The organism is Aeromonas sp. R4-3, assembly GCF_040908275.1.
In the GTDB taxonomy this organism is placed as follows: domain Bacteria; phylum Pseudomonadota; class Gammaproteobacteria; order Enterobacterales; family Aeromonadaceae; genus Aeromonas; species Aeromonas rivipollensis.
The window spans coordinates 285,268-307,293 of sequence record NZ_JBFODK010000055.1 but is presented as its reverse complement, the minus strand read 5'-3'; the positions used below and the strand labels follow the sequence as shown (position 1 = coordinate 307,293).

At 63.6% G+C, this 22,026-nt stretch carries 19 protein-coding genes and 2 pseudogenes; 8 read left to right on the top strand and 13 right to left on the bottom strand.

The window, feature by feature from the left end:
• Positions 1-14: 14 nt before the first annotated feature.
• The 5 genes and pseudogenes from AB5Y91_RS17920 to AB5Y91_RS17900 all read right to left on the bottom strand — a co-directional run bounded on the left by AB5Y91_RS17920 (position 15) and on the right by AB5Y91_RS17900 (position 2,482).
• Complete coding sequence (locus tag AB5Y91_RS17920; protein WP_368170424.1) at positions 15-872, bottom strand: alpha/beta hydrolase; 858 nt, start codon at positions 870-872, stop codon at positions 15-17.
• 71 nt (positions 873-943) lie between these two features.
• Positions 944-1,525 carry a TetR/AcrR family transcriptional regulator gene (locus AB5Y91_RS17915; protein WP_106886092.1) on the bottom strand — a complete coding sequence of 194 codons (582 nt, stop codon included), beginning with the start codon at positions 1,523-1,525 and terminating at the stop codon, positions 944-946.
• Between the two features lie 88 nt (positions 1,526-1,613).
• Positions 1,614-1,715 (bottom strand): annotated as a pseudogene (locus AB5Y91_RS17910) (DNA-binding response regulator); the annotation flags it as partial.
• Between the two features lie 10 nt (positions 1,716-1,725).
• Positions 1,726-1,827 (bottom strand): annotated as a pseudogene (locus AB5Y91_RS17905) (DNA-binding response regulator); the annotation flags it as partial.
• Positions 1,828-1,837: 10 nt separating this feature from the next.
• Positions 1,838-2,482: a response regulator transcription factor gene (locus tag AB5Y91_RS17900; protein WP_025327882.1), complete on the bottom strand. Its 645-nt coding sequence runs from the start codon at positions 2,480-2,482 to the stop codon at positions 1,838-1,840.
• Positions 2,483-2,641: 159 nt separating this feature from the next.
• On the opposite strand from AB5Y91_RS17900, the gene AB5Y91_RS17895 reads away from it, so the two are divergent.
• Positions 2,642-3,268, top strand: coding sequence for a glutathione S-transferase N-terminal domain-containing protein (locus AB5Y91_RS17895; RefSeq protein WP_368170423.1), 627 nt, complete (start codon positions 2,642-2,644; stop codon positions 3,266-3,268).
• A 69-nt stretch (positions 3,269-3,337) separates the two neighbouring features.
• On the opposite strand, the gene AB5Y91_RS17890 is transcribed toward AB5Y91_RS17895, so the two are convergent.
• From AB5Y91_RS17890 to AB5Y91_RS17870, 5 genes are all read right to left on the bottom strand, one after another.
• Positions 3,338-5,464: an alpha-amylase gene (locus AB5Y91_RS17890; protein ID WP_111909944.1), complete on the bottom strand. Its 2,127-nt coding sequence runs from the start codon at positions 5,462-5,464 to the stop codon at positions 3,338-3,340.
• 216 nt (positions 5,465-5,680) lie between these two features.
• Positions 5,681-6,847 (bottom strand): hypothetical protein, encoded by a 1,167-nt coding sequence (locus tag AB5Y91_RS17885; protein WP_368170422.1) that lies wholly within the window; start codon positions 6,845-6,847, stop codon positions 5,681-5,683.
• Complete coding sequence (locus tag AB5Y91_RS17880; protein ID WP_005324511.1) at positions 6,847-7,218, bottom strand: GtrA family protein; 372 nt, start codon at positions 7,216-7,218, stop codon at positions 6,847-6,849. The genes AB5Y91_RS17885 and AB5Y91_RS17880 overlap by 1 nt, the downstream gene beginning before the upstream one ends.
• Positions 7,215-8,252 (bottom strand): glycosyltransferase family 2 protein, encoded by a 1,038-nt coding sequence (locus AB5Y91_RS17875; protein ID WP_368170421.1) that lies wholly within the window; start codon positions 8,250-8,252, stop codon positions 7,215-7,217. Before AB5Y91_RS17875 ends, AB5Y91_RS17880 begins: the two co-directional genes overlap by 4 nt.
• Before the next feature lie 53 nt (positions 8,253-8,305).
• Complete coding sequence (locus AB5Y91_RS17870; RefSeq protein WP_025327877.1) at positions 8,306-8,851, bottom strand: hypothetical protein; 546 nt, start codon at positions 8,849-8,851, stop codon at positions 8,306-8,308.
• A gap of 310 nt (positions 8,852-9,161) precedes the next feature.
• Between AB5Y91_RS17870 and AB5Y91_RS17865 the strand changes: the two genes are divergently transcribed.
• The 4 genes from AB5Y91_RS17865 to AB5Y91_RS17850 all read left to right on the top strand — a co-directional run bounded on the left by AB5Y91_RS17865 (position 9,162) and on the right by AB5Y91_RS17850 (position 12,509).
• Positions 9,162-9,929, top strand: a complete 768-nt coding sequence (locus AB5Y91_RS17865; RefSeq protein WP_368170420.1) for a substrate-binding periplasmic protein — start codon at positions 9,162-9,164, stop codon at positions 9,927-9,929.
• A gap of 91 nt (positions 9,930-10,020) precedes the next feature.
• The gene (locus tag AB5Y91_RS17860; RefSeq protein WP_289976174.1) at positions 10,021-11,502 is read left to right on the top strand and encodes a murein L,D-transpeptidase; all 1,482 of its coding nucleotides are present in this window, start codon (positions 10,021-10,023) and stop codon (positions 11,500-11,502) included.
• Between the two features lie 148 nt (positions 11,503-11,650).
• Positions 11,651-12,196, top strand: a complete 546-nt coding sequence (locus tag AB5Y91_RS17855) for a YcbK family protein (RefSeq protein WP_041206241.1) — start codon at positions 11,651-11,653, stop codon at positions 12,194-12,196.
• A gap of 61 nt (positions 12,197-12,257) precedes the next feature.
• Positions 12,258-12,509 (top strand): DUF3862 domain-containing protein, encoded by a 252-nt coding sequence (locus AB5Y91_RS17850; RefSeq protein ID WP_205641252.1) that lies wholly within the window; start codon positions 12,258-12,260, stop codon positions 12,507-12,509.
• Positions 12,510-12,602: 93 nt separating this feature from the next.
• Here AB5Y91_RS17850 and AB5Y91_RS17845 read toward each other — a convergent pair whose 3' ends face one another.
• Together AB5Y91_RS17845 and cysZ are read right to left on the bottom strand one after the other, a co-directional pair.
• Entirely contained in the window at positions 12,603-13,217 is a 615-nt protein-coding gene (locus AB5Y91_RS17845) for a trimeric intracellular cation channel family protein (RefSeq protein ID WP_025327872.1), read from the bottom strand.
• 134 nt (positions 13,218-13,351) lie between these two features.
• On the bottom strand, positions 13,352-14,116 hold the full coding sequence (cysZ, locus tag AB5Y91_RS17840) for a sulfate transporter CysZ (protein ID WP_368170419.1): 765 nt from the start codon (positions 14,114-14,116) through the stop codon (positions 13,352-13,354).
• Between the two features lie 110 nt (positions 14,117-14,226).
• Here cysZ and AB5Y91_RS17835 point away from each other — a divergent pair, with 110 nt between their 5' ends.
• The 3 genes from AB5Y91_RS17835 to ligA all read left to right on the top strand — a co-directional run bounded on the left by AB5Y91_RS17835 (position 14,227) and on the right by ligA (position 20,850).
• A complete protein-coding gene (locus tag AB5Y91_RS17835) occupies positions 14,227-17,601 on the top strand; it encodes an AAA family ATPase (protein WP_368170418.1) in 3,375 nt (1,124 codons plus the stop codon).
• 15 nt (positions 17,602-17,616) lie between these two features.
• Positions 17,617-18,744, top strand: coding sequence for a cell division protein ZipA (gene zipA / locus AB5Y91_RS17830; RefSeq protein WP_106886104.1), 1,128 nt, complete (start codon positions 17,617-17,619; stop codon positions 18,742-18,744).
• Positions 18,745-18,843: 99 nt separating this feature from the next.
• Positions 18,844-20,850, top strand: coding sequence for an NAD-dependent DNA ligase LigA (gene ligA / locus AB5Y91_RS17825; protein WP_368170417.1), 2,007 nt, complete (start codon positions 18,844-18,846; stop codon positions 20,848-20,850).
• Between the two features lie 59 nt (positions 20,851-20,909).
• Here the strand turns inward: ligA and AB5Y91_RS17820 are convergent, their stop codons facing one another.
• The gene (locus tag AB5Y91_RS17820) at positions 20,910-21,884 is read right to left on the bottom strand and encodes an ABC transporter substrate-binding protein (protein ID WP_368170436.1); all 975 of its coding nucleotides are present in this window, start codon (positions 21,882-21,884) and stop codon (positions 20,910-20,912) included.
• Positions 21,885-22,026 lie beyond the last annotated feature (142 nt).

Sequence of the window (22,026 nt, the reverse complement as noted above, 5' to 3'; positions counted from 1 at the left end):
CCGGTGCGGCGGGATCAGGCCGTGCCTCTGGGCTGGGTCAGCTGATCGAAGGCGGCGAAAACAGGCGGGCTTGCCAGGATGCGGCCATGGCCGAGCCCACGGGTACTCACCAGCCGGGTACGGCCGTCCTCTGCCGCCCGCAACGAGTCTTTATGGGGGGCAAACCTGTCCTCCTCGTCGTGGACGATGAGGGCATGGCCGGCGCGATTGGCGAGCCGGCCGAGGGGGTCCACAGTGCTCAAGGGATGCTGGTATTCGTGCTCGATCTCCTTGACCACTGCATCGAACAGCCGGATGGAGTAGCCGGAGCGGGCCACCATGCCATAGAGCTGGGGCACGTAGTCGAGCACGGGCGAGATGAGCAGCAGCGGCAGCGCGTCTAGGGCGGGGTGGTGGCTGCTGAGGGTGACGGCGCCCCCCATGCTGTGGGTGATGACCCCCTGAACCGGGCCGACGCGGGCGAGGATCTCGTCGAAGGCGCGCACGAAGCGGGGCAGGTGACCCGTGCTGCCCTCGCTCTGGCCGTGGGCGGGGTGATCATAGGCCAGCGCCGTGAAGCCCTGGGCGGCGATATGGCTCATCAGCGGGTAGAACTGGCTGGCACTGCCGGACCAGCCGTGCATCAGCAGCCAGACCGGTCCCTGGCCGAGGCGATAGCTCATCAGGGTGCCCTCGCCGGTGTGGATGGCCTGCTGCACCAGCCCGGCGGGGGCGGCGACCTCACGGGTGGGGCGCTGCGGGGTGAGCAGCAACTTGCTGGCGGTGCGTTTGGCGTGGGCCGGGGCCAGCGCGTGGTGCAACCGGGTGCCAAGCCCCAGCAACAACTTGCTCGGGCTGACGCGGCGGGTGTTGAAATAGATCTTGCTGCTCATGGTCATCCTGTGGTTTTTATGTGCGAACGGTCGTGCTTTTTTATCTGTTTTTAAAAAGAAGAGCCAAAACCTCAGCGCCAGCTGGTCAGCAGATCTTCCACTTCGGGCCAGAAGTGGCGGCCCGGATCCTGACACAAGTCCAGCGCGTTGAACACCTGATCTCCCAGATAGAGGCCATAGAGCCGGTAGACGGCGCGCCAGGGATCCAGGTCCCCGCGCCACTCTCCCTTCTCCTGGCCCTGCACCACCTGGCGAGCCAGGTAGTCGAGCCAGAAGCGCACCAGCTGGCGGGCCGCCTGCTGCACCTCCCCTTCCTGGGCCGAGGTCCAGGCGTCGAGGAACATGCAGCGTCCGGCAAAGCTCTGGTTCCAGGCCAGCCAGGCCCGCAGCAGGGCCAGCAGTTTCTCCTGCTGGGTGCCGTGCTGCTGCTGGCGCACCGGCTGGATCACCCGCTCCCGGAATACCTCGGCGGAATGGGTAAGCACGGCGATCTGCAGGTTGTCGCGAGACTGGAAATGGGCGAACAGGCCGCTCTTGGACATCTCGCACGCACTGGCCAGCGAGCCTATGGTCAGGCTTTCCAGCCCCTGCTGGCTCGCCTGCTCGAACGCTGTCTGCAAAATGTTGTCGCGGGTCAGGCGGCCCTTGCTCATCGCACTCTCCTCTCTGGGTCCTGCAGCATAAAGTACGATCGTGCTAATTGTCGAGCAACAAACCGTTGTTGTGGTGGAGACAAGGCGCTCAGTTGTCCTTGATGTCCATCTGCTGCAGAGCGATGACCGCCTGGGTGCGGTGCTTGACCCTGAGTTTGCGGAAGGTGGGAGTGATATGGGCCCTGATGGAGACAAGGCGCTTAGTTGTCCTTGATGTCCATCTGCTGCAGGGCGATGACAGCCTGGGTGCGATTCTTGACGCCGAGTTTGCGGAAGGTGGAAGTGATATGGGCCCGGAGGGTAACAAGAATCTCAGTTGTCCTTGATATCCATCTGCTGCAGGGCGATGACAGCCTGGGTGCGATTCTTGACGCCGAGTTTGCGGAAGATGGCGGTGATGTGTGCCTTGATGGTGGCCTCGGAGACGTTGAGCTCCCAGGCGATCTGCTTGTTGAGACTGCCGTCCCGCAACATGATCAGCACCTTGTATTGCTGGGGGGTGAGGCTGGCCAGCTTGCTGGCGAAATCGGGGCCATCCTCGGACTCGGGGTGAAGGGAGATCCCTTCCGGCACCCAGTTATCCCCCCCGATCACCGTATTGAGGGCGCTGACCAGCTCCTTCATGGGAACCGACTTGGGAATGAAGCCCAGGGCCCCGAGGCGCAGTACCTGCTGGATGATGGCGGCATCTTCCGAGGCGGAGACAACTACGATGGGCAGGTCCGGGTACTGGCCGCGCAGATAGGCCAGCCCCTCGAAGCCGTTGGCCCCCGGCATCTTGAGATCGAGCAGCAGCAGATCGACTTCGGGGTGCTCCGCGAGCAGGTGGGTCAGGCTGTCGATGGAGTCGGCCTCCAGCAGCCTGGCCTCGTCGATGGCCATGTGCACCGCTTGATAGAGGGCGCCCCGAAACAGGGGGTGGTCATCTGCGATGACGATGGTAAATTGGCTGTCCATTGCTCACATTTTTGCTAACTGATTGTTTTGAAAAATCAAACTAGCACTGCTCCCCAAGGGGGTCAAACTCGCAGGTGTGCAAATGTGAGGCGACCATGAGATGTCGTGCCCGCGGGGCCGATGCCGGGTCATGAACAACCCCAACGCAGGAGGCAATAAATGGGATCCTTGGTATTGACGGTAGGCACAGGTTCCACCTGGGCGATGCGGGCGTCGCTGGTGCTCGCCATGAGCGGGCTGGAGTGGCAGGATCAGGTGTTCGATCTGGAGGATGCCAAGGCGTTGGCGCGGCTCAAGCGCACGGCGCCAGCCGGGCTGGTGCCTTGGCTCGACGACGGCGAGCTGCGGATCCACGACTCCCTCGCCATCGCCGAGTATCTCCACGAGCTGTGCCCGGCGCGCCACCTCTATCCGGTGGATAGGGCCGAGCGTGCATTGGCCCGCAGCCTCTGCGCCGAGCTGCACTCGGGCTTTGGCCAGATCCGCAGTCGCTTGCCCTTCTTCCTCGGCGCGCCGACCCAGAGCGAGCCCCCGGTAGAGACCCTGGGGGAGCTGGCCCGGTTGCAGACGCTCTGGTCCCAGGCGAGGGGGCCCTTCTACTTTGAGGAGGCGGGGATCCTCGATGCCTTCTATGCCGTGATGGCCTATCGGCTGGCGAGCTACGGCATAGGCTTGCCCGGTCAGGCGGGGGCCTATCAGCAAGCCTTGCTGGCCTGGCCCCTGTGGCAGGAGACCCTGGTCAAGGCGCGGCTGCAGTGGCCGGCCATGGCCCGGCAGCCGGCATGAGGTAAGGGGCCTGCGCAATGAGAGAGGGGAGCCACTGGCTCCCCTCTCGTTTGTCTGGTGCGGGCCGGGTTACGGCTGCCGGCCGGCGAACACCACCACCACCTTGTCCTCCCCCTTCTCCCGCACGAAGCTGTAGGGGGCATCGGACAGCTTCTTGTGGCTGCCTGCCGCCACCGCCGGGTGGGCGGCGCGGAACTGGCCTAGCCTTTGCCAGTGCTTGACCAGCTCGGCCTTCTCGCCGCTCCCCAGCTCCTGCCAGTTCATGTCGGATCGCACGCTCTGATCGAACACGCCGCCATCCTTGGCCAGCCCCCGGCCAGACTCGTCCCCGTAGTAGAGCTGTATGCCCCCCGGCAGCAGCATGAAGCTGTTGGCGACTCTGCGTTGCAGCGGCACGTCCTGATAGTCGCCAAAGAACAGCTTGGTGTCGTGGGAGCTGATGTAGCTCAGCACATTGAACTCGGGATCCTGGTTGATGCGGCTGGCGTAGCTGGCATAGGTCGGCTCGGCGCCGGCCATGCACTGGGCCTGGGGCAGGGCGAACTCCCGCTGATAGTCGAAGTTGATCAGGGAATCGAAGCCGTTCTGGTACCAGAAATCCTTGGCGACCCCGTGATCCCACACCTCGCCCACCATGTAGAAGGGCAGATCGTCGAGGGCCTTGCCCGGGTTGGCGGCCTTCCACTCCTTGAGCGCGGCCGTGCCCGCCTGCTTGAGCTTGGCCCAGACCGCGGGCTCCAGGTGCTTGACGGTGTCGGCCCGGAAGCCGTCGATGCCGAAGCGGCGTACCCAGTCGGTGTGCCAGGCGATGAGGTAATCGCTGACGCTTGCGTTGGGGAGCGCCTTGGCCCGGGTATCCTGCTTGGCGGCGAGCAGAGGGGGCAGGCCCACCGGCTTGGTGGACTCGGTCAGGAAGTCCGGCAGCCCCGCCACCGAGCCGGTGACGTCGTCGGTGCCGGGCTGCGGGTAGCCGGGCAGGCCGGCGCGCACCCAATCAGGGCCCCACCATTTGCTGCTCCAATCGCTCGATTGGTAGTCGATAAACTGGTTGTAGCCATGCCAGTTGAGGCCACCGCTCGGGCGCCACTGGTTCCAGGTGGTCGGCAACTTGCCGCTGTTCTGGGTGAGGTCGGTGAGCCCCAGATCCTGCAGATCCGCCAGGGTGGCGTAACCTGCGTGGTTCATCACCACGTCCAGGATGATCCGCATGCCGCGCTTGTGGGCCTCGTCCACCAGGGTTTTCAGGCTCTCCTCGTCGCCGTAGTTGGGATCAATTTTGGTGAAGTCCAGCGCCCAGTAGCCGTGGTAGGCGTAGAAGGGGAAGTTGCCCTGCTCGCCACCGCCGATGAAGCCGTGCACCTGCTCCACCATGGGGGTGATCCAGATTGCGTTCATGCCGAGGCTCTTGATGTAGTCGAGCTTCTCGGTCAGCCCCTTGAAGTCGCCGCCATGCCAGGTGGCGACCTCGTCCTGGCCATCTTTCTGGCGGCCGAAGCTGTGATCGTTGGCGGGATCGCCGTTGTGGAAGCGGTCGGTCAGGAGGAAATAGACGCTCGCCTGATCCCAGCTGAAGGGGGCCGCCTTGGCCGCCTTGACCGGTTCGAGCAGCAGCAGGCCGCCGCTCTCCTTGCTCGGGGTCAGGGTCAGCTTGCCCTGGGTGACCACGGCCTCCTGCCTGGAGTAGGCATCCCGCAGCCGGGTGCCGTCGGGCCAGACGCCCTTCAGCGATACCGTCACCGGGCCGCCATCCCAGGCGATGCAGGGCTCTGTCGGGGGCTGGCGCTTGAACTCGCTCTTCTTGGTCGCCCGCAGCACCTTGAGGCTGGGGGTGTCTGGGTTGAAGGTGAAATCGTAGTCCCCCGCCAGCATCACCCTCAGGTTGAAGCTGGCCCCCTTGCTGCACTTGTCCATGGGCTGGGCGGTGCCGAAGGGGAGCGGCCTGGCCTCAGGTGGCCCGAAGCTGGTGCCGCAGTTGTTGCCGGCATCGGCGATGCGGATCTGGTGGCTGCCCTTGTCCAGCTTGTGGGTCAGGGTGATGGTGCCCTTGTCCAGCGTCAGCGCCTCGGCCACCGGTTTGCCATCCACATAGAGATGCACTTCGGGGGCGGCCAGCGCCTGACCGACGAACAGTGGCGTGACCAGCAGGGCGAGCCACAGGGAGGAGGGGCGGAGATCGAAACGAGGCGAGGGACGCATAGGCCATTCCTTGAACTGAGTGGGGTCCGTTGAGGCACTCATTCTAGGGGGCGCAGGGCCGGGGTTGGACCGGTAAAACACCGATTTGTGACGTCAGTTCAAATGGTTACGTTTTCAAGAATGGAAAAGTGTGAAGCGGGTGTCGCGGCCATAAAAAATGCCGGTCGATGGACCGGCATGTTCAGGTGGGGCTGTTCGCCTGCGTGCGAGCGTTCGTCAGACGGTAAAGAACTTGAAGTTGACGAAGGCCACCGCGATGAAGGAGGCGACCATGCCGCTGACGCAGAGCACCGCAGGGCGGATGGCGGGCCAGCGATGGCTCAGCAGTATGATGGCCAGCAGGGTCGGGTAGAGGCCGAACATGTAGCGCGGCATGGCATTGAGGCCGGTCATCAGCGGTATGGTGCAGCAGATGAACATCAGGGTCGCCTCGGCCCAGCGCTTCTGGCTGAACAGGTAGCCGTTCAGGCACCAGCCGAAGATCACCATGATGGAGAGGTAGGCCTTGCGACCGCCCAGCTCGAAGCCGCTCAGCCACCAGTCCAGGGGGCTGTCCATGTAGCGACCCCAGGCGACCTGGATGTGCTTGAAGGCGAGCGCATCCCCGGTCAGGTGATAGAGGTAGACCATGTAGGAGAAGAGGCCGAGGGGGATGAGCCAGAGGGTGAACACCACCTTGAAGGCCCGCTCGGTGAAGCGGAAGAACTCGCGCCAGCCATAGGCCTGCAGCGCCAGGATCAGCACGGGGAACACCATCATGACCCCCAGGTTGCGGGTGCCTGAGATGAAGATGCCGAGGAAGGCGACCATCAGCCACTGCTCGCGGTAGGCGAACAGGAACATGCCCAGCATCAGCGCCATGAACATGGGTTCCGTGTAGCCGGACACGAAGTAGGCGGAGAAGGGGGAGAAGGCCAGCAGCCAGACCCCGAAGCGGGCTGTCTCATCCCCCAGCTTGAGCTGGCGCAGCACCAGCAGCATCAGCGGCAGGCTGATGAAGAAGGCGATGTTGGCCACCAGCATCAGGCCGATCAGGCTCTCCATGTTGAGCAGGCTGGAGAGCCCGCCAGCGAGCATGGGGTAGAGCGGCATGAAGGCCCAGTTCGCCGCGTTGCCCTTGCTCAGCCAGCGCGGGTAGAGGTCGTAGCCGTTCTCTATGATGCGCTGGAACCAGACGCAGTCGAACTGGCAATAGGCTTGCAGCGGGCCTATGTCGGGGGCGCCGTAGAGCTGGACACCGAAATAGCCCATGCCGTACAGGGCCACCCGGCTCAGCACGAAGGCGGCGATGATCATCAGCCAGTCGCGGCTGCTGATGCGCAGTGACGGGCGATAGGGGAGTGCATCCCCGGCGAGGGGAGGAGTATTGGTCATGTCATTCATCAGGCAAAAACCCAGACGCGAGAGAGTATGTAGGTGAGTACGGTAACGGTCAGGGTGGCAATCACCACCGGCAGCAGCCCGGAGAGACCCGCAAACAGCAGGCCGCTCAGGATGAGGTTACGCACCGCCAGGGAGAAGAGGGCGACCAGCAGAAACTTGCTGGCGGCACCTTGCTTCTGGAAGGTGATGTAGCGATGGCCGAAAAACGAGAACCAGAACGCGATGGCAAAGGCCAGGGTCGTGACCAGATGTTCCGAGATGGCAGGCCAGGTGTGGAACAGGGCGATGGAGGTGCCCAGATCGACGAGGGTGGCACCCCCGCCGACAAAACCGAAGCGAACCAGCCGCCAGAATTCCTCGCGGGAGATCATTGGGACGCCGGCTCCTGCTTGTCCGCATCCTGCGCTTTTTCACTCTGGGTTGCCGCCGCATCCGGCTGCTTGCCTGCGTCCTGCTGGGCATACTGGCCGTAGATCCCCTCGATGAGGTAGACGGGGCGCTGCTTCACTTCCACGAACATGCGGCCTATGTACTCGCCTATGATGCCGAGCGACAGCAGCTGAATGCCGCCGAGGAACAGCATCACCGACATCAGGGAGGCGTAGCCCGGCACGTCTATGCCGAAGAAGAGCACCTGGGTGATGATCTTGAGGATATAGAGGAAGGCGATGAAGGAGACGCCAACCCCCACGTAGCTCCAGACCCGCAGCGGCCAGCTGGAGAAGCTCATCAGGCCGTCGAGGGCGAAGTTCCACAGCTTCCAGTAGTTGAACTTGGTCTCGCCGGCGTGGCGGGCGGGACGCTCGTAGGGGACGCCGACGGCACGGAAACCGGCCCAGGCGAAGAGCCCCTTCATGAAGCGGTTGCGCTCCGGCAGTTGCTTGAGGGCCTCGACCACCTTGCGATCGATGAGTCGGAAGTCACCGGCGTTCTCCGGCAGCTTGGTGCTGGTGGAGAGGGCGTTGAAGAAGCGGTAGAAGCCGCCGGCGGTGAGGCGCTTCATCGGGGTGTCGGCGCTGCGATCGACCCGGATGCCGTAGACGGTGTCGTAGTCACCTGTCTGCCACAGCTTGACGAACTCCAGGATGAGGGAGGGGGGATCTTGCAGATCCACGTCCATGGGGACAATGGCATCGCCCTTGGCCTGATGCAGGCCTGCGGTCATGGCCGCTTCCTTGCCGAAGTTGCGGGCCAGGTTGACCAGGGTCACGCGCGGGTCGCGGGCGATGGCCTGCTCAACCACTTCGCGGGTGCGGTCGCGGCTGCCGTCGTTGACGAACACGATTTCAAGCCGGTCTTTGAGGGGGGCCAGTTCGGCATCTATCGCGCTGATGAAGGCGTCTATGCTCTCTTCCTCGTTGTAAACGGGCACGACCAGAGAGAGTCGAAAATCGGCACGGGACATGGGAACTTCCTTATTGAAAGAATTATTTTATAAGACTGCTGGGATCTTCAGCTTCACTGAGCGACGGTCAGACGTACCGACTGGACGTTGAGCGGTGTCGGAGCGGAGAGCGCCAGGAAGTTGGGATGCTTGGGATCGGCCGTCAGGGAGTCGCCCGGCAGGTTGAGCCGGATCTCGTTGATGCCCGCCTTGGCCAGCTTGACCGTGGTGGTGAAATCATGACCCAGGGCCACCTTGAGCAGGGTGCCTGCTTCCGGGCTGTTGATCCTGGCCTGGATGGTGAGCTGCTCAGGTTGCGCCTGCTGCTTGGGCAGCACGAAATAGAGGCCTCCCTTGCCACTGAGCTGGGTGCCTTCGGCACTGGGCTTCTTGGCCCAGCCTTCGCTCGAGAGGAAGCGGCTCGGTTTGGTCAGGTTGAGCTCGTTGCCCGGCTGGTAAGTCATGCTGGAGTTGTGCTCCCAGAAGCGGGTCTTGCCTTCCAGGTAATAGAGCTTGTAAGCCAGGCTCACGTTGGGGTGAGCAGCCAGGTAGAGGGTGTAAAGGTAAAAACCGCTCAATGCCAGTATGGCAGCCAGAAAACCGAACTTTTTGTAGGTCATATTACTCACTCGACGCCCGACGGATAGGTAGGCTGGATTCGCGCATATGCTAATCCAATTGCAAAAAAAGCATAGTGGATCACAAAAATAAATTTGCTCACATATTAACCCCCAATGCCCCTGCAGACCAAGGGACTTTGGGGTCGTGCGCATCCTGCCTTTGCGGTGGGCTTGCAGCTCGGCCTGGGGCCCTGTCCTGCCCATGGTTTCATCAGGCAAATGGCTGATATTGCGCATTGCTGTGGCAGGATCTGTCGCCATTTCGCGTTGGCAGAATTAAGATGGGCCGTCCCGCCGTCAAGGATGACTCATGAGACTGCTAGTTCTGTGCCTGCTCTGCTGCCTGCCCCTTCACTCGCTGTTGGCCCAACCGCTCTGTACTTCTCCCCTGCGCGTCGGTTTCGACGACTGGCCCCCTTATCACTATTACCAGCAGGAGAACGGCCACCGGGAGCTGCGCGGCTTCGCGGTCGACTATCTCAACGCCGTCTCGGCCAGGCTGGGCTGTCGTCTCGTCTATCTGGAGCGTCCCTGGAAGCGGGGGCTGCACGATCTGGAGCAGGGCCGGCTGGACATCGCCATGGAAGCCTATTTTGTTGAAGACAGGGCGCGCTATGCCTGGTTCTCCAACGCCTACAACCCGGGGCGCACGGCACTCTGGGTGCGCAAGTCCGGTGACAAGGGGGAGCAGGATCTGGCGAGCTGGCTGGCCAAAGGCAACAGGCTGGGGGTGACCAGAGACTACAACTATGGCCCCGAGATAGCCCGTCTGCTGCAGCGCTACCGCGCCCAGGTGAGCGAGGTCAATGACGTGCAAAACTATCGCAAGCTGCAGCTGGGACGGATAGACGGATTTCTTGGGGATATTCTGGCCACCCCCTGGGGTCTGAAGAGAGAGGGGCTGGCAGAGGAGGTCGTCCCCCATATCATGGGGGTCTATGAGACGCCGACCTTCTTCATGCTGAGCAAGAAGACCTTGTCGGGGGAGTTTGTGCGGCGTTTCAACCAGGCGCTCGAGGCCGTTGGCAAGAGCGAGGAGCATGCGCTCATCTGGCGCCGTTACCTGCCCGCCCGCTAGCAAAGTCGCCAGCATTCACGCATCATGGGCACCTGACCGTGGCGCCTGACAGGCCGAAGTGAACCGATATGAGGTAAGCGTGGTAAGAAGCATGGGTAAGAAGTATTGGTTGGCATTGGCAAACCTTATCTGGCTGGGCTGCTGGCCGGCGGGCATGGTCCACGCCAGCACAGAACAGATGGTGGTGGCCAGTCCCAGCATCCAGCATGACTGGTATCAGAACAGCACCGCAGAGCAGGCGCGCCATGAGCTCGAACTGCAGCTGCAGGAGGCGGTGCTTGCCCAGCTGCACCCGGATTTCTACCGGCTCTGGCAGCAGTTGCAGAAGACCCCGGCCGACAGGCGCGGTGCCCTCTATGACGAAGCCTTCGGCAAGCTGGCGCGTTTCCAGCAAGCTTGGCGCGCCATGGACCTGGTCGCCCGCGAGCAGATGCAGACCCTCAAGCTGGATCTGACCAAGCCCCTGGCCCATGAGCCCCTGGGTGACAACCTGCTGGATCAGGTCAAGCAGCTCAGGCCCCAGGTCGCCGAATACGAGGCCGTGCGCGACGAAGTGCGCAAGCTGCTGGCCATGCCCATGGCCAAGCATTGGCCGACCCTGGACATGCCGACCCTGAGAGCCGGGGAGAGCGCTACCGAGCTCGGGCAGATCCGCTCCATCCTCAACGAGCTGGGGGATGGTGCCCCCACCCATCAGGACAGCCTCTACGACACGGACACCGAGCAGGCCATCAAGCAGTTCCAGCGCCGCCACGGCCTGACCGCAGACGGCATCATAGGTCGCCAGACCCGCTCCTGGCTCAATACCGGGCCGCAAGTGCGTGCCAGCCTGCTGCTGCGCAACCTGTGGCGACGGGACCTGGTGGATCACCTCGCCGGTCGCTACGTGCTGGTCAACATCCCGGATTACCGCCTGAGCGTGGTGGAGTCCGGCAGCGAGGTCTTCACCAGTCGGGTCATCGTCGGCAAGGAGCAGCGGGCCACCCCCATCCTCGCCAGCGAGATCCGCTCCATAGTGCTCAACCCCGCCTGGCATGTGCCGCGCTCCATCCTGAGCAAGGACATTCTGCCCAAGCTGGGTCGGGATCCCGCCTATCTGGATCGCGAGCAGTTCGAGGTGATCGACGGCGAGGGCAACCCGGTGCAGTTCAGCGAAGATGGCTGGCACCATGCGCTGGCGTCCGGCTTCCCTTATCGGTTGCGGCAAAAGCCGGGGGATCACAATGCCCTGGGGCGCTACAAGTTCTATCTGCCGAACAACGACGCCATCTACCTGCACTCGACGCCGCGCAAGGCCCTGTTCGAGCAGGGGGCGCGCGCCTTCAGCTCCGGCTGCATCCGGGTCGAGCACGCGGACGATCTGGCCGAGCTGCTGCTCGCCGACTCCCGCTATCAGCCGGACAAGGTCGCCAGCATACTGAAAGAGACCCAGACCAAGTGGCTGCCGTTGACCACTCCTATCCCTGTCTTCACCGTCTACTGGAGCAGCTGGATCGACGAAGAGGGGCGCCAGCAACTGCGCAATGACATTTACGGATTCGATCGAGTGAGCTTCCAGAGCCGCTTGCTGTGATCCCCGCCACAGAGTGAAGAGCCCGGCTCATGCCGGGCTTTTTCATGGGCGCTTGCGGTTTGACATGACTTTTACGGGCGGGTAGTTTCGGCCTCTGTATCATTTTCATTCACCACTGTTACTTCACTCTGGAATGGACGGACAACGGATGCTGGAACAAGAGATAAGCCGACGCCGTCTGCTGCTGGGGGCCGGTTGCCTGATGGGGGCCAGCCTGCTGTCGTTCCCGGCCGTGGCGAGCCGCAGCACGACAGGGCGTGAACTCAGCTTCTTCAACCTCAATACCGGCGAGCGGGTCAACGCCAGCTATTGGGAGAATGGCCGTTATCTGAACGATGGCCTGGCGGAGCTCAACCATATCTTCCGCGACTATCGCCGCAACGAAGTGTTCAACATCGACAGGAAGCTGTTCGATCAGTTGTTTCTGCTGCAGCACAAGCTGGGCCGCAAGGGGGAAATTCAGCTCATCTCGGGCTATCGCTCCCCGGCCACCAATCGCCAGAAGCGCCAGCGCAGCCGTGGGGTCGCCAAACACAGCTACCACACCCTGGGGCAGGCGGTGGATGTGCGCATCCCCGGCGTGCAGCTGGCGCACCTGCGCAAGGCGGCCCTGAACCTCAAGGTCGGCGGCGTGGGTTACTACCCCTCCGACAACTTCGTCCACCTCGATACCGGGCCGGTACGGAGCTGGTAACGGGTTGGCACAGGGTGGCCCCGAGCTGCTAGGCTCTGGACACTATCCAGAGGAGAGACAGATGAAGCATATTTTGCTTGGCGGGCTGATCGCCCTGCTGCTGACCGGGTGCAGCAAGCTGAACCGGGAAAACTACGACAAGCTGAAGATGGGGATCAGCTATGCCGAGGCGAGCGCCATCTTGGGCAAGGCGGAGCGTTGCGACGATGCGCTCGGCACCACCAGCTGTGTCTGGGGCGGGGACGGCAAGAACATCAAGATCCGTTTCATCGCCGACAAGGCCACCTTCTTCAGTTCGGAAGGGATCAACTGAGTCAGTTTTTCACTGTCATCAGCAACAAAAAAGCGCCATCCGGCGCTTTTTTGTTGCGTGCAATCCAGCCAATCTGGCCAGAAACTGGCGCGCTCAATGGGTGGCGTACTGGTAATTGAAGGTGGGGAGTCCCCACTTGAAGCGCACCGCCAGCAGCCGCAGCACGAAGCCGATGCCGATGGCCCCGAAGGCGGCCCAGTCATTGGGCAGGCCCTGATCCAGCGCGAAGCAGTAGAGGGCGGCCGTCACCAGGGAGACGGCGGCGTAGAGCTCGCGCTTGAACACCAGCGGGATGCGCTGGCACAAGAGATCCCGCAGCACACCGCCAAAGACGCCGGTCACCACCGCCATGATGCAGGCGATGCCGGCCCCATGTCCCATCTCGAGCGCCCGGGCGGCGCCAAAGATGGAGAAGACCACCAGCCCCAGGGCATCGAGCGCCAGGAACAGCTTGCCGAGATAGCGCATCAGCGGGGCAGAGATGACCCCCACCATGGCCGCCCCCGCTACCAGCACCACGTATTCGGGGTGCTCCACCCAGAGCAGGGGATAGTGGCCCAGCAGCACATCCCGGATGGTACCTCCCCCTATGGCCGTCGCCGAGGCGATGATGACGACACCAAACAGATCCATCCGCCGCCGGCCCGCCGCCAGCGCGCCAGTCATCCCTTCGGCCACCAGGCCGAGCAAGAAGAGTGCATGTAACATGAGTTATCCCAGGGTGCGAGAAAGGCCCGCATCCTAACAAGCCTGTTCTGGCACGACAAGCACTCTCATCTTTGCATTAGATTAAGTAATGAAAAGGGGGCCTATGCCCCCGTTTTTGGTTATGACTGCGTGGCTCAGTGGCGGAGCTGCTCGCTGCGATACTGATCCACCCACATGGCGGTGGCGCCACAGATGGCCACCGGCATCACGAACAGATTCACCACCGGGATGGCGGAGAAGAGGGTGACCAGGGCGCCAAAGCTCAGGCACTTGCCGCGGCGCTGCTTCAAGGCATCGCGCATGGTGATGAAGCTGATCTTGTGGTTGTCGAACGGATAGTCGATGTACTGGATCGCCATCATCCAGGCGCTGAACAGGAACCAGAGCACAGGGGCCAGGGTCTGCCCCACCACGGGAATGAGGAACAGGATCAGGCAGCCGATGGCCTTGGGCAGGTAGTACTTCAGCTTGGTCCACTCCCGGCTGAAGGTGCGCGGCACATCCTTGACCACGTCCAGCATGCCGGTGTCGCTCACCGCCTCGCCGGTGAGGATCTGCTCCACCTTCTCCGCCAGCAGGCCGTTGAAGGGGGCCGCTATCCAGTTGATCACCGAGCTGAAGATGAAGGAGAACACCACCAGTATGGTGATGAGGGCGATGGGCCACAGCAGGTAGTCGAGCCAGGAGAGCCAGGCCGGGATCTGCTGATGCAGCCAGGCGAACAGGCCGTCGAGTTGCAGCAGCAGGGCATAGAAGGCGCCAGCGAACAGCACGAAGTTGACCAGCAAGGGGATCAGCACGAAGGTGCGGATGCCCGGCTGGCGGATGAGTGAGAAGCCGCGCAGGAAGTAGTCTGCGCCGCTGACCGAATCTTTGACCATGTGAGGGGATTGGCTCATCTGAGCTCCATCAATGAAGGGGTAGGGTGCCAGCATATTACAAACAAGCCTCCAATTTGGTAAAGTCGCCTGCCCGCCTCCTCTTTATTTCGCTACCCACATAGGCCGCCATGCGTCTGAAACTGATCAAACTCGCCGGCTTCAAGTCGTTCGTCGAGCCGACCCGCATCGAACTGTCGGCCGACATGACCGCAGTGGTGGGCCCCAATGGCTGCGGCAAATCCAACGTCATCGACGCGGTGCGCTGGGTGCTGGGGGAGAGCTCGGCCCGCCACCTGCGCGGCGAGAACATGACGGACGTCATCTTTAACGGCTCCATCAACCGCAGTCCCCATGGCCGCGCTTCGGTGGAGCTGGTGTTCGATAATCCCCACAACCGGGTGCCCGGTGAATTTGGCCGTTATACCGAGATCTCGGTGCGCCGCGAGGTGCTGCGGGACGGCTCCAACCACTACCAGATCAACGGCCAGAAGTGCCGCCGCAAGGACGTGACCGATCTCTTCCTCGGCACCGGCCTGGGTCCGCGCAGCTACGCCATCATAGAGCAGGGCACCGTCAGCCGGTTGGTGGAGTCGCGCCCGGCTGACCTCAAGCTCTTCATGGAGGAGGCGGCGGGGGTCTCCCGCTACAAGGAGCGGCGCCGCGAGACGGAGCAGCGCATCCGCCACACCCAGGAGAACCTGGAGCGCCTCGGCGACATTCGTGGCGAGCTGGGCTCCCGCCTCGAGCACCTCAAATCCCAGGCCGAAACCGCCGAGCGCTACAAGCAGCTCAAGGGCCGCTCGCGCGCCGCAAGGGCCGAACTCATCGGCTCCGAGTTGTGGGCGCTGGAGACTCGCCTCGGCGAAGCCAAGAGCGAGCTGGCCCAGGCAGAGCAGGCGCTGGCGGCGCTCGATGCCAAGCGTACCCAGGATGAGGGGCGCCACGTCACCCTGTCGGTGGCCCGCCAGGAGGCTCAGGCCGAGCAGGCGAGCCGCCAGCAGCAGATCTTCCTCGGTGGCCAGGCCATCGCCCGCCTCGAGCAACAGCAGCTGCACCAGACCGAGCTCGGTCGCGACTGGCAGGTGCGGCGTCAGGCCCTCGGCGAGCGCATCGACGGCATCAAGGCACAGCTGGCCAGCCAGCAGGAGCAGCAGGCCGAGGGCGTCCTCCAGGGAGAGGTGGAGTCGGCGCGCCTCGAGCAGTGTGAGCAGTTACTCGCCGATCAGCAGGCCGTTCGCCTCGCGGCCGGCGAGCGGCTGGAGCTGGCCCGCCAACGCCAGCAGCAGTGGCAGCAGCAGCTCGGCCAGGCACAGGGCAGGCTCAACCAGACCCGCACCCAGGTGAATGGCCTGCAGGAGCTGCAGGCCAAGACCCGGCTGGCGCGACTCAAGCTGGCGGATGAACAGGCCGGCCCCCTCGGCGGGGAAGGTGAGAGTCTGCAACCCGCGCTGGATGCCCTGTCGGCCGAGCTGGCGCTCTCCCGGGCCCGCCACGGGGAGCTGGAGGCGCAATGGCAGGCCAGCGTGGCCAGCCACGAGGCTCTCAAGGGAGAGCGGGATCGGCAGGGCGGCCTGCTGCGCGAGCTCGGCGCCCGCCTCACCACTCTTAATCAGATGCTGGGGGAGCAGATGCTGGGCGCCACCCTGGCGGATCGGTTGCAGGTCGCCCCCGAGTGGGCCCAGGCGCTGGACAAGGTGCTCGGGCGCTGGCTCACCGCCCAGCCGGGGGACCAATGCAACCTCGAGCAGGGCGGGCTCTGGATAGGCCCGGCTCACCCTGCGGTGCCTGGCACCCTGGCGGCCCGACTCGAGGGGGATCACATCCCCGCCTTCCTCAACGTCATCTGGCTGGCCGATGACAGGGAGGCGGCGCTGGCCCGCCAGTCATCCCTCTTGGCCGGTGAGTCTGTGCTGACCCCGGCGGGGGACTGGTTTGGCCCGAACTGGGCCGATCTCGGCCAGGGTGGCGCCCTCGGCACCCTGGCGCTGCTCGGTGAACGTGAGCGGTTACACACCGAACTGACCGCAGGGGAGCAGGCGCTGGTTCAGCTGGATGCCCAGTTGAAGGCAGCAGATGCCGATCGTGCCCATTTGCACAGCGCCTTTGAGGCGAGCCAGCGCACCCTGCGCGAGCAGGAGCAGCAATGGCAGCAACTGCGGGAAGCCTGGAGCCTGCAGCAGGGTCAGCGTCAGGAGCGATTGCTGCGCCTCGGCCAGCTTGGGGAAGAGCTGATCCGGCTGGACAAGGAGCAGGCCGAGGAGGCCGAGCGACTGGCTGCGGCCCAGCAGCAGCTCGAGCTGGAAGAGGCGCACCTTGCCGAGCTGCAGGAGCAGGGAGAGCCCCTTGCCGAGGCACTCTTGCTGGCCCAGGAAGGGGTCACAAGTGCCGAGCGGGCGCTGGAGGAGGCGCGTGCGCGCCGGGAGCAGCAGCAGGCCAGCTGCCAGCGCTGGCAACTGGCGCAGCAAAATCTGGCGCAGCTCATCACCCTGCGCGAGCAGGAGCTGGCCCGGCTCGGGCTGGAACTGGCCGAGCTAAAGGGGCCGGACGCCCAGGCGGTGCAGGACATCTCGTCCCTGCTGGCGGAGCAACGCAACCTGGAGGCGCAGCAGCTCGCCTGTCATCAGCGGCTCGCCGAGCTGGAGCGTCAGCTGACCGAGCTGGAGCAGGCCAGAAGCGCCGACCACAAGCAGCTGGTGACCCTGCAGGAGAAGCTGGCTCAGCTCAGACTGGAGCGGGAGCGCAACCTGACCCGGCGACAGGGGCTGCACGAGCAGTTCGAAGAGCTGGGAGTGCGCCTGGTGGATCTCGATCAGGCCGTGCTGATCGCCGCCGATCGCGGCAAGTTGCGCCAGGAGATCCAGACCCTGGAGACACAGGTGGAGGCACTTGGCGCCATCAACCTGGCGGCGCTGGAGGAGTATGAAGAGGCGAAAACCCGCGCAAGCTACCTGGAAAACCAGTGCCAGGATCTGGAGCAGGCGCTGGAAACCCTGAGCCAAGCCATTAAAAGAATTGATAAAGAAACACAAATACGCTTCCGCGACACTTTCGATAAGGTCAACGAAGATTTAAAATCCCTGTTCCCGAAAGTGTTCGGGGGGGGCAGTGCCTGGCTTGAGCTGACCTCGGACGATCTTTTGGAAGCCGGAGTGAGCATCATGGCAAGACCTCCGGGCAAGAAGAATGCTACCATTGCCCTGCTTTCCGGGGGGGAGAAGGCGTTAACCGCCCTTGCGCTGGTTTTTGCCATCTTCAGACTCAATCCAGCACCCTTCTGTCTGCTGGATGAGGTGGATGCACCGCTCGATGAAGTGAACGTGGGTCGCTTCTGTTCTCTTGTCAAAGAGATGTCGAGCACAGTACAGTTCGTTTACATCAGTCATAATAAGGTCTCCATGGAGATGGCCGAGCAGCTGATAGGCGTCACGATGCAAGAGCCCGGGGTTTCTCGCATCGTGTCGGTTGACATCGGTGAAGCCGTCGCTTTGGCTGAGCAAAACTAGAAAGAGAAGCAGCTAATGCAGGAATTGCGTTACATCTTGGTTGCCCTGGGCGGTATTGCCATCGCGGCATTGCTCATTCACGGGTTGTGGAGCAACAGAAAGAACCGTCAGGCACCGATCAAGGAAAAACCCCTGGGTCGGATGGAATCCAAGTCACGGGATCGTGACAGCGATGCGTTTGACAGCGATGGCATTGGCCAGGTGCGTGTGGTCAGCGGTGGCCGTCGTGCCGAGCCCAAGCTGCGCAGCGACGAGGCCCATCAACCGGAACCCCGCCGTGCCGCCACAGTGCCCGCCTTCGATGACGACGAAGATGACGAGCTGCCGCCGCCCGTGGTTCGCAAGCCAGCCCCTCGTCCGGTGACGCCGCCGCCCGTCTATGAAGAAGAAGACGAGTATGAGGAGCCGAGCGCCGAGCCTGTCGAAGAGGTGCCTGCCGCGCCTGTACGCAAGCCTGCCCAGGTGATCCGCCGTACCCCGGTGCACCGCTCCCGCCCCCAGCGCGAACCCATGATGCAGCCACTGGACGACGAGCCGCTGGTGGAGCCGGCCTACGCCCAGGCGCCGACCTTCGGTGCCCGCGAGCCCGCGCCGCAGCAGCAAGCCCGCTATGCCCAGCCCGTGTCTGCGTATGAAGAGCCCGATTATGATGACGAGCCCGCCTACGAAGAGCCGGTCCAGGTGGCCGAGCCCGTCCAGGAGCTGCCGCCGGTCGAGAAGATCTGGCAGGACGTCTATGTCATCAACCTGATGGCCCGTCCTGGCCACGATCTGCAAGGGGCTACCCTGCTCTCCTCCCTGCTGGCGCTGGGCTTCAAGTTTGGCGAGATGGACATCTTCCACCGTCATGAAGATCTCAACGGCAAGGGTGAGGTGCTCTTCTCCATGATCAACATGGTCAAGCCGGGCACCTTCAATCCCTACCGCATGGAGCAGTTCAGCACCCCGGGTGTGTCCCTCTTCATGCAACTGCCCCTGCGCAGCAACGCGGCCTTTGCGTTCGAGCACATGTTGCAGGCGGCGGATCAGCTGGCGAGCGATCTCGATGCCATGCTGACCGATGCCTCGCGCAGCCCGCTGAGCGACGACGACATTGCCCGTTATCGCCATGAGCTGGCGGCCTACGAGGCCAGCCGCGACTGATGTGCCGTGGGGCCTCAGCAATGAAAAGTGCGGTACCCCGGTGCCGCATTTTCATTTCTGCCCCAGACTGATTGTTCCATCACACTTCGAGACTTCTTCATGAGCGACACCCTCTCCCGCCACCGTCAACTGTGTGAGCTGCTGACCGAATACGGCCATCAGTACTATGTGCTGGACGAGCCGACCGTGCCGGACGCCGAATACGATCGCCTGATGCGCGAGCTGATTGCGCTGGAGGCCGAGCACCCCGAGCTGAAAACCCCGGCCTCCCCCAGTGTGCGGGTCGGCGGCCAGCCGCTCTCGGCCTTCAGCCAGGTGCGCCACGAGATCCCCATGCTGAGCCTGGACAACGTCTTCAGCGCCGAAGAGCTGCAGGCCTTCGAGCAGCGCATGCGCGACCGCCTCAAGCGCGAGCTGAACTTCACCTTCTGCTGCGAGCCCAAGCTGGATGGTCTGGCGGTCAGCCTGCTCTATGTGGACGGCCAGCTGGTGCAGGCGGCCACCCGGGGGGATGGCACCACGGGGGAGGAGATCACCGAGAACGTGCGCACCATCAAGGCCATTCCGCTCGTCCTGCGGGGCACGGGCTGGCCCGCCCGTTTAGAGGTGAGGGGGGAGGTCTTCATGCCCAAGGCCGGCTTCGAGGCGATGAATGCCAAGGCGCTGGCGGCAGGGGAGAAGGTGTTCGTCAACCCGCGCAACGCCGCCGCCGGCAGCCTGCGACAGCTCGATTCCCGCATCACCGCCAGCCGTCCCCTGAGCTTCTACGCCTATGGCGTGGGCATAGGCGGCGACGAGCTGGGGAACTCCCACTATCGTCGCCTCACTCAGCTCAACGCCTGGGGCCTGCCACTCAGTCCCGAGGTGAAGCTCAAGGAGGGGGCGGCCGGCTGCCAGGCCTTCCACGATGACATCCTGGCCCGCCGTGGCGAGCTGCCCTACGAGATCGACGGCGTTGTCTACAAGGTGGACGACATAGGGCTGCAGCAGGAGCTGGGCTTCGTGGCACGGGCTCCGCGCTGGGCCACGGCCCACAAGTTCCCGGCAGAAGAGGAGATGACCCTGCTGGAGAACGTCGAGTTCCAAGTGGGCCGTACCGGCGCCGTGACCCCGGTGGCCAAGCTCAAACCCGTCTTTGTCGGCGGCGTCACCGTCTCCAATGCCACCCTGCACAATGCCGACGAGATTGAACGCCTCGGCGTCATGATCGGCGACACCGTGATAGTGCGCCGGGCGGGGGACGTGATCCCGCAGATAGTGGCCGTGGTAGAGGCCCAGCGCCCCGCGGATGCTCGCGCCATCCTCTTCCCCACCCAGTGCCCTGTCTGCGGCTCGGCGGTGGAGCGGCTGGAGGGGGAGGCGGTGACCCGCTGCTCCGGCGGCCTCTTCTGCGAGGCGCAGCGCAAGGAGGCGATCAAGCACTTCGCCGCTCGCCGCGCCATGGATGTGGATGGCCTCGGTGACAAGATAGTGGAGCAGTTGGTGGACAAGGGGCTGGTGAAGACACCGGCGGATCTGTTCAGCCTCAACGCCATCCAGCTGGCCGGTCTCGAGCGGATGGGGCAAAAATCTGCCCTCAATCTGGTGGCGGCCATCGACAAGGCCCGCAGCACCACCTTGCCCCGCTTCCTGTTTGCCTTGGGCATTCGCGAGGTGGGGGAGGCGACCGCCCTCAATCTCGCCAACCACTTCCTCACCCTGGATGCCCTGCGTGCCGCCTCTGTGGAGCAGTTGCTCGAGGTGGCTGATGTGGGCGACATAGTGGCCAAGCATGTCTACTACTTCCTGCGCCAGCCCCACAACATCGAAGTGCTGGAGGCCCTGCTGGCGGCCGGTATCCACTGGCCGGCCATCGAGAAGAAGGAGGCAAGCGATCAGCCCTTCGCCGGCAAGACCTTCGTGCTGACCGGTACCCTCACCACCCTGTCCCGCAACGATGCCAAGGCGGCGCTGCAGGCCCTGGGGGCCAAGGTGGCGGGCTCGGTGTCGGCCAAGACCGATGTGCTGGTGGCAGGGGAAGCCGCTGGCTCCAAGCTTGCCAAGGCGCAGGAGCTCGGCATCACAGTCTGGACCGAAGCCGAGTTGCAGGCGGCACTCCAGCCCTGAGTCGGCAGGCACACAATAAAACAGACCCGGCCAGATGGCCGGGTCTGTCGTTTTCGGGCTCAGTCGACATAGGTCACCCGCCCCTGCCATCTTGATGGCGCCTCAAGCTGCCAGCGTGCCAGCTCGCTCTTGCTGAACAGGTATTCGCCACGCTGGGCGGCGCGGGGTGAAAGAGCCTGTGGCGCCGTGCCCGCCAGTATGGCATTGGCCAGCTCGGCCGCCTTCTCCCCCTGGGTGTGGCCATCGAGCACCAGGCCGCCTATGGTGCGGTGCGGCCCCACCGCAAACTCCCAGAAACCGAACAGGGGAACGGGGCTGTTGGCGCTGGTCCAGGCCAGCACCTGCTGCTCGCTCACATGGAGTCCCTGCTCGTCCTTGAGGGTGTGATAGAGGCCGAGGAAGATAGCTTCATAGCCGTTCTGCCGACTGGCGAGCACCACTTCCTGCCAGCGCCGGTAGTCATCGATCTGCTGGTTGTTGACCCTGGTCTGGCCGACCCGCTGCTCGTCGGGGGTCGTGAACTCATCCTCGATGGCGGTGCGTGACACCTCGCTCGCATCGAACAGCACCAGCGCCTTGCCCAGCCCCCCCATCAGCTGGCTCATCTCGCTGATGTTGCGCTTGAGCAGAGGCCGCTCCAGCACGCCTGTGATCTGGGGATGGCCGACCAGCCCCTTGGGGCGGGGATTCTCGTTCATGCCGAGAAACACCACAGGGGTGCCCAGGGCGGCGATGGGGCGGGCGAGGGCGTTGATGGCGTTGTCATCGCCGAGCACCACCAGGGCCGGCTTGCGCGCCTGATAGGCCGCCATCCCCTGGCTGACGAGCTGCTCACGGGTCTGGTGAGGCTGACGCTTGGTATCCAGGTAGAAGTGGCTGATGTGGTGCTCGCCCTTGAGGTGCTTCTTCAGGCCGGCGCTATAGCTCTGATCCCACAGATTGGCCTGATGGTAGCTGCTGATCACCAGGATCTCGGCGGCCATCAACTGGAGCGGGAAAAGGGCTATCAGGAGCAACACCTTGGTCACGTTCATCTTCCATTGGCAGGACACTGCACCCATTATGTGCGTTCCGGCTCCTTGATGCCTTAGTCAATTGTTGTCAGATGGTGCCATTCTTTCTTGGCACCCCTCATCGGGCGCCAGCCCGCACCCCGTCTGGGATGCACGAAAATAG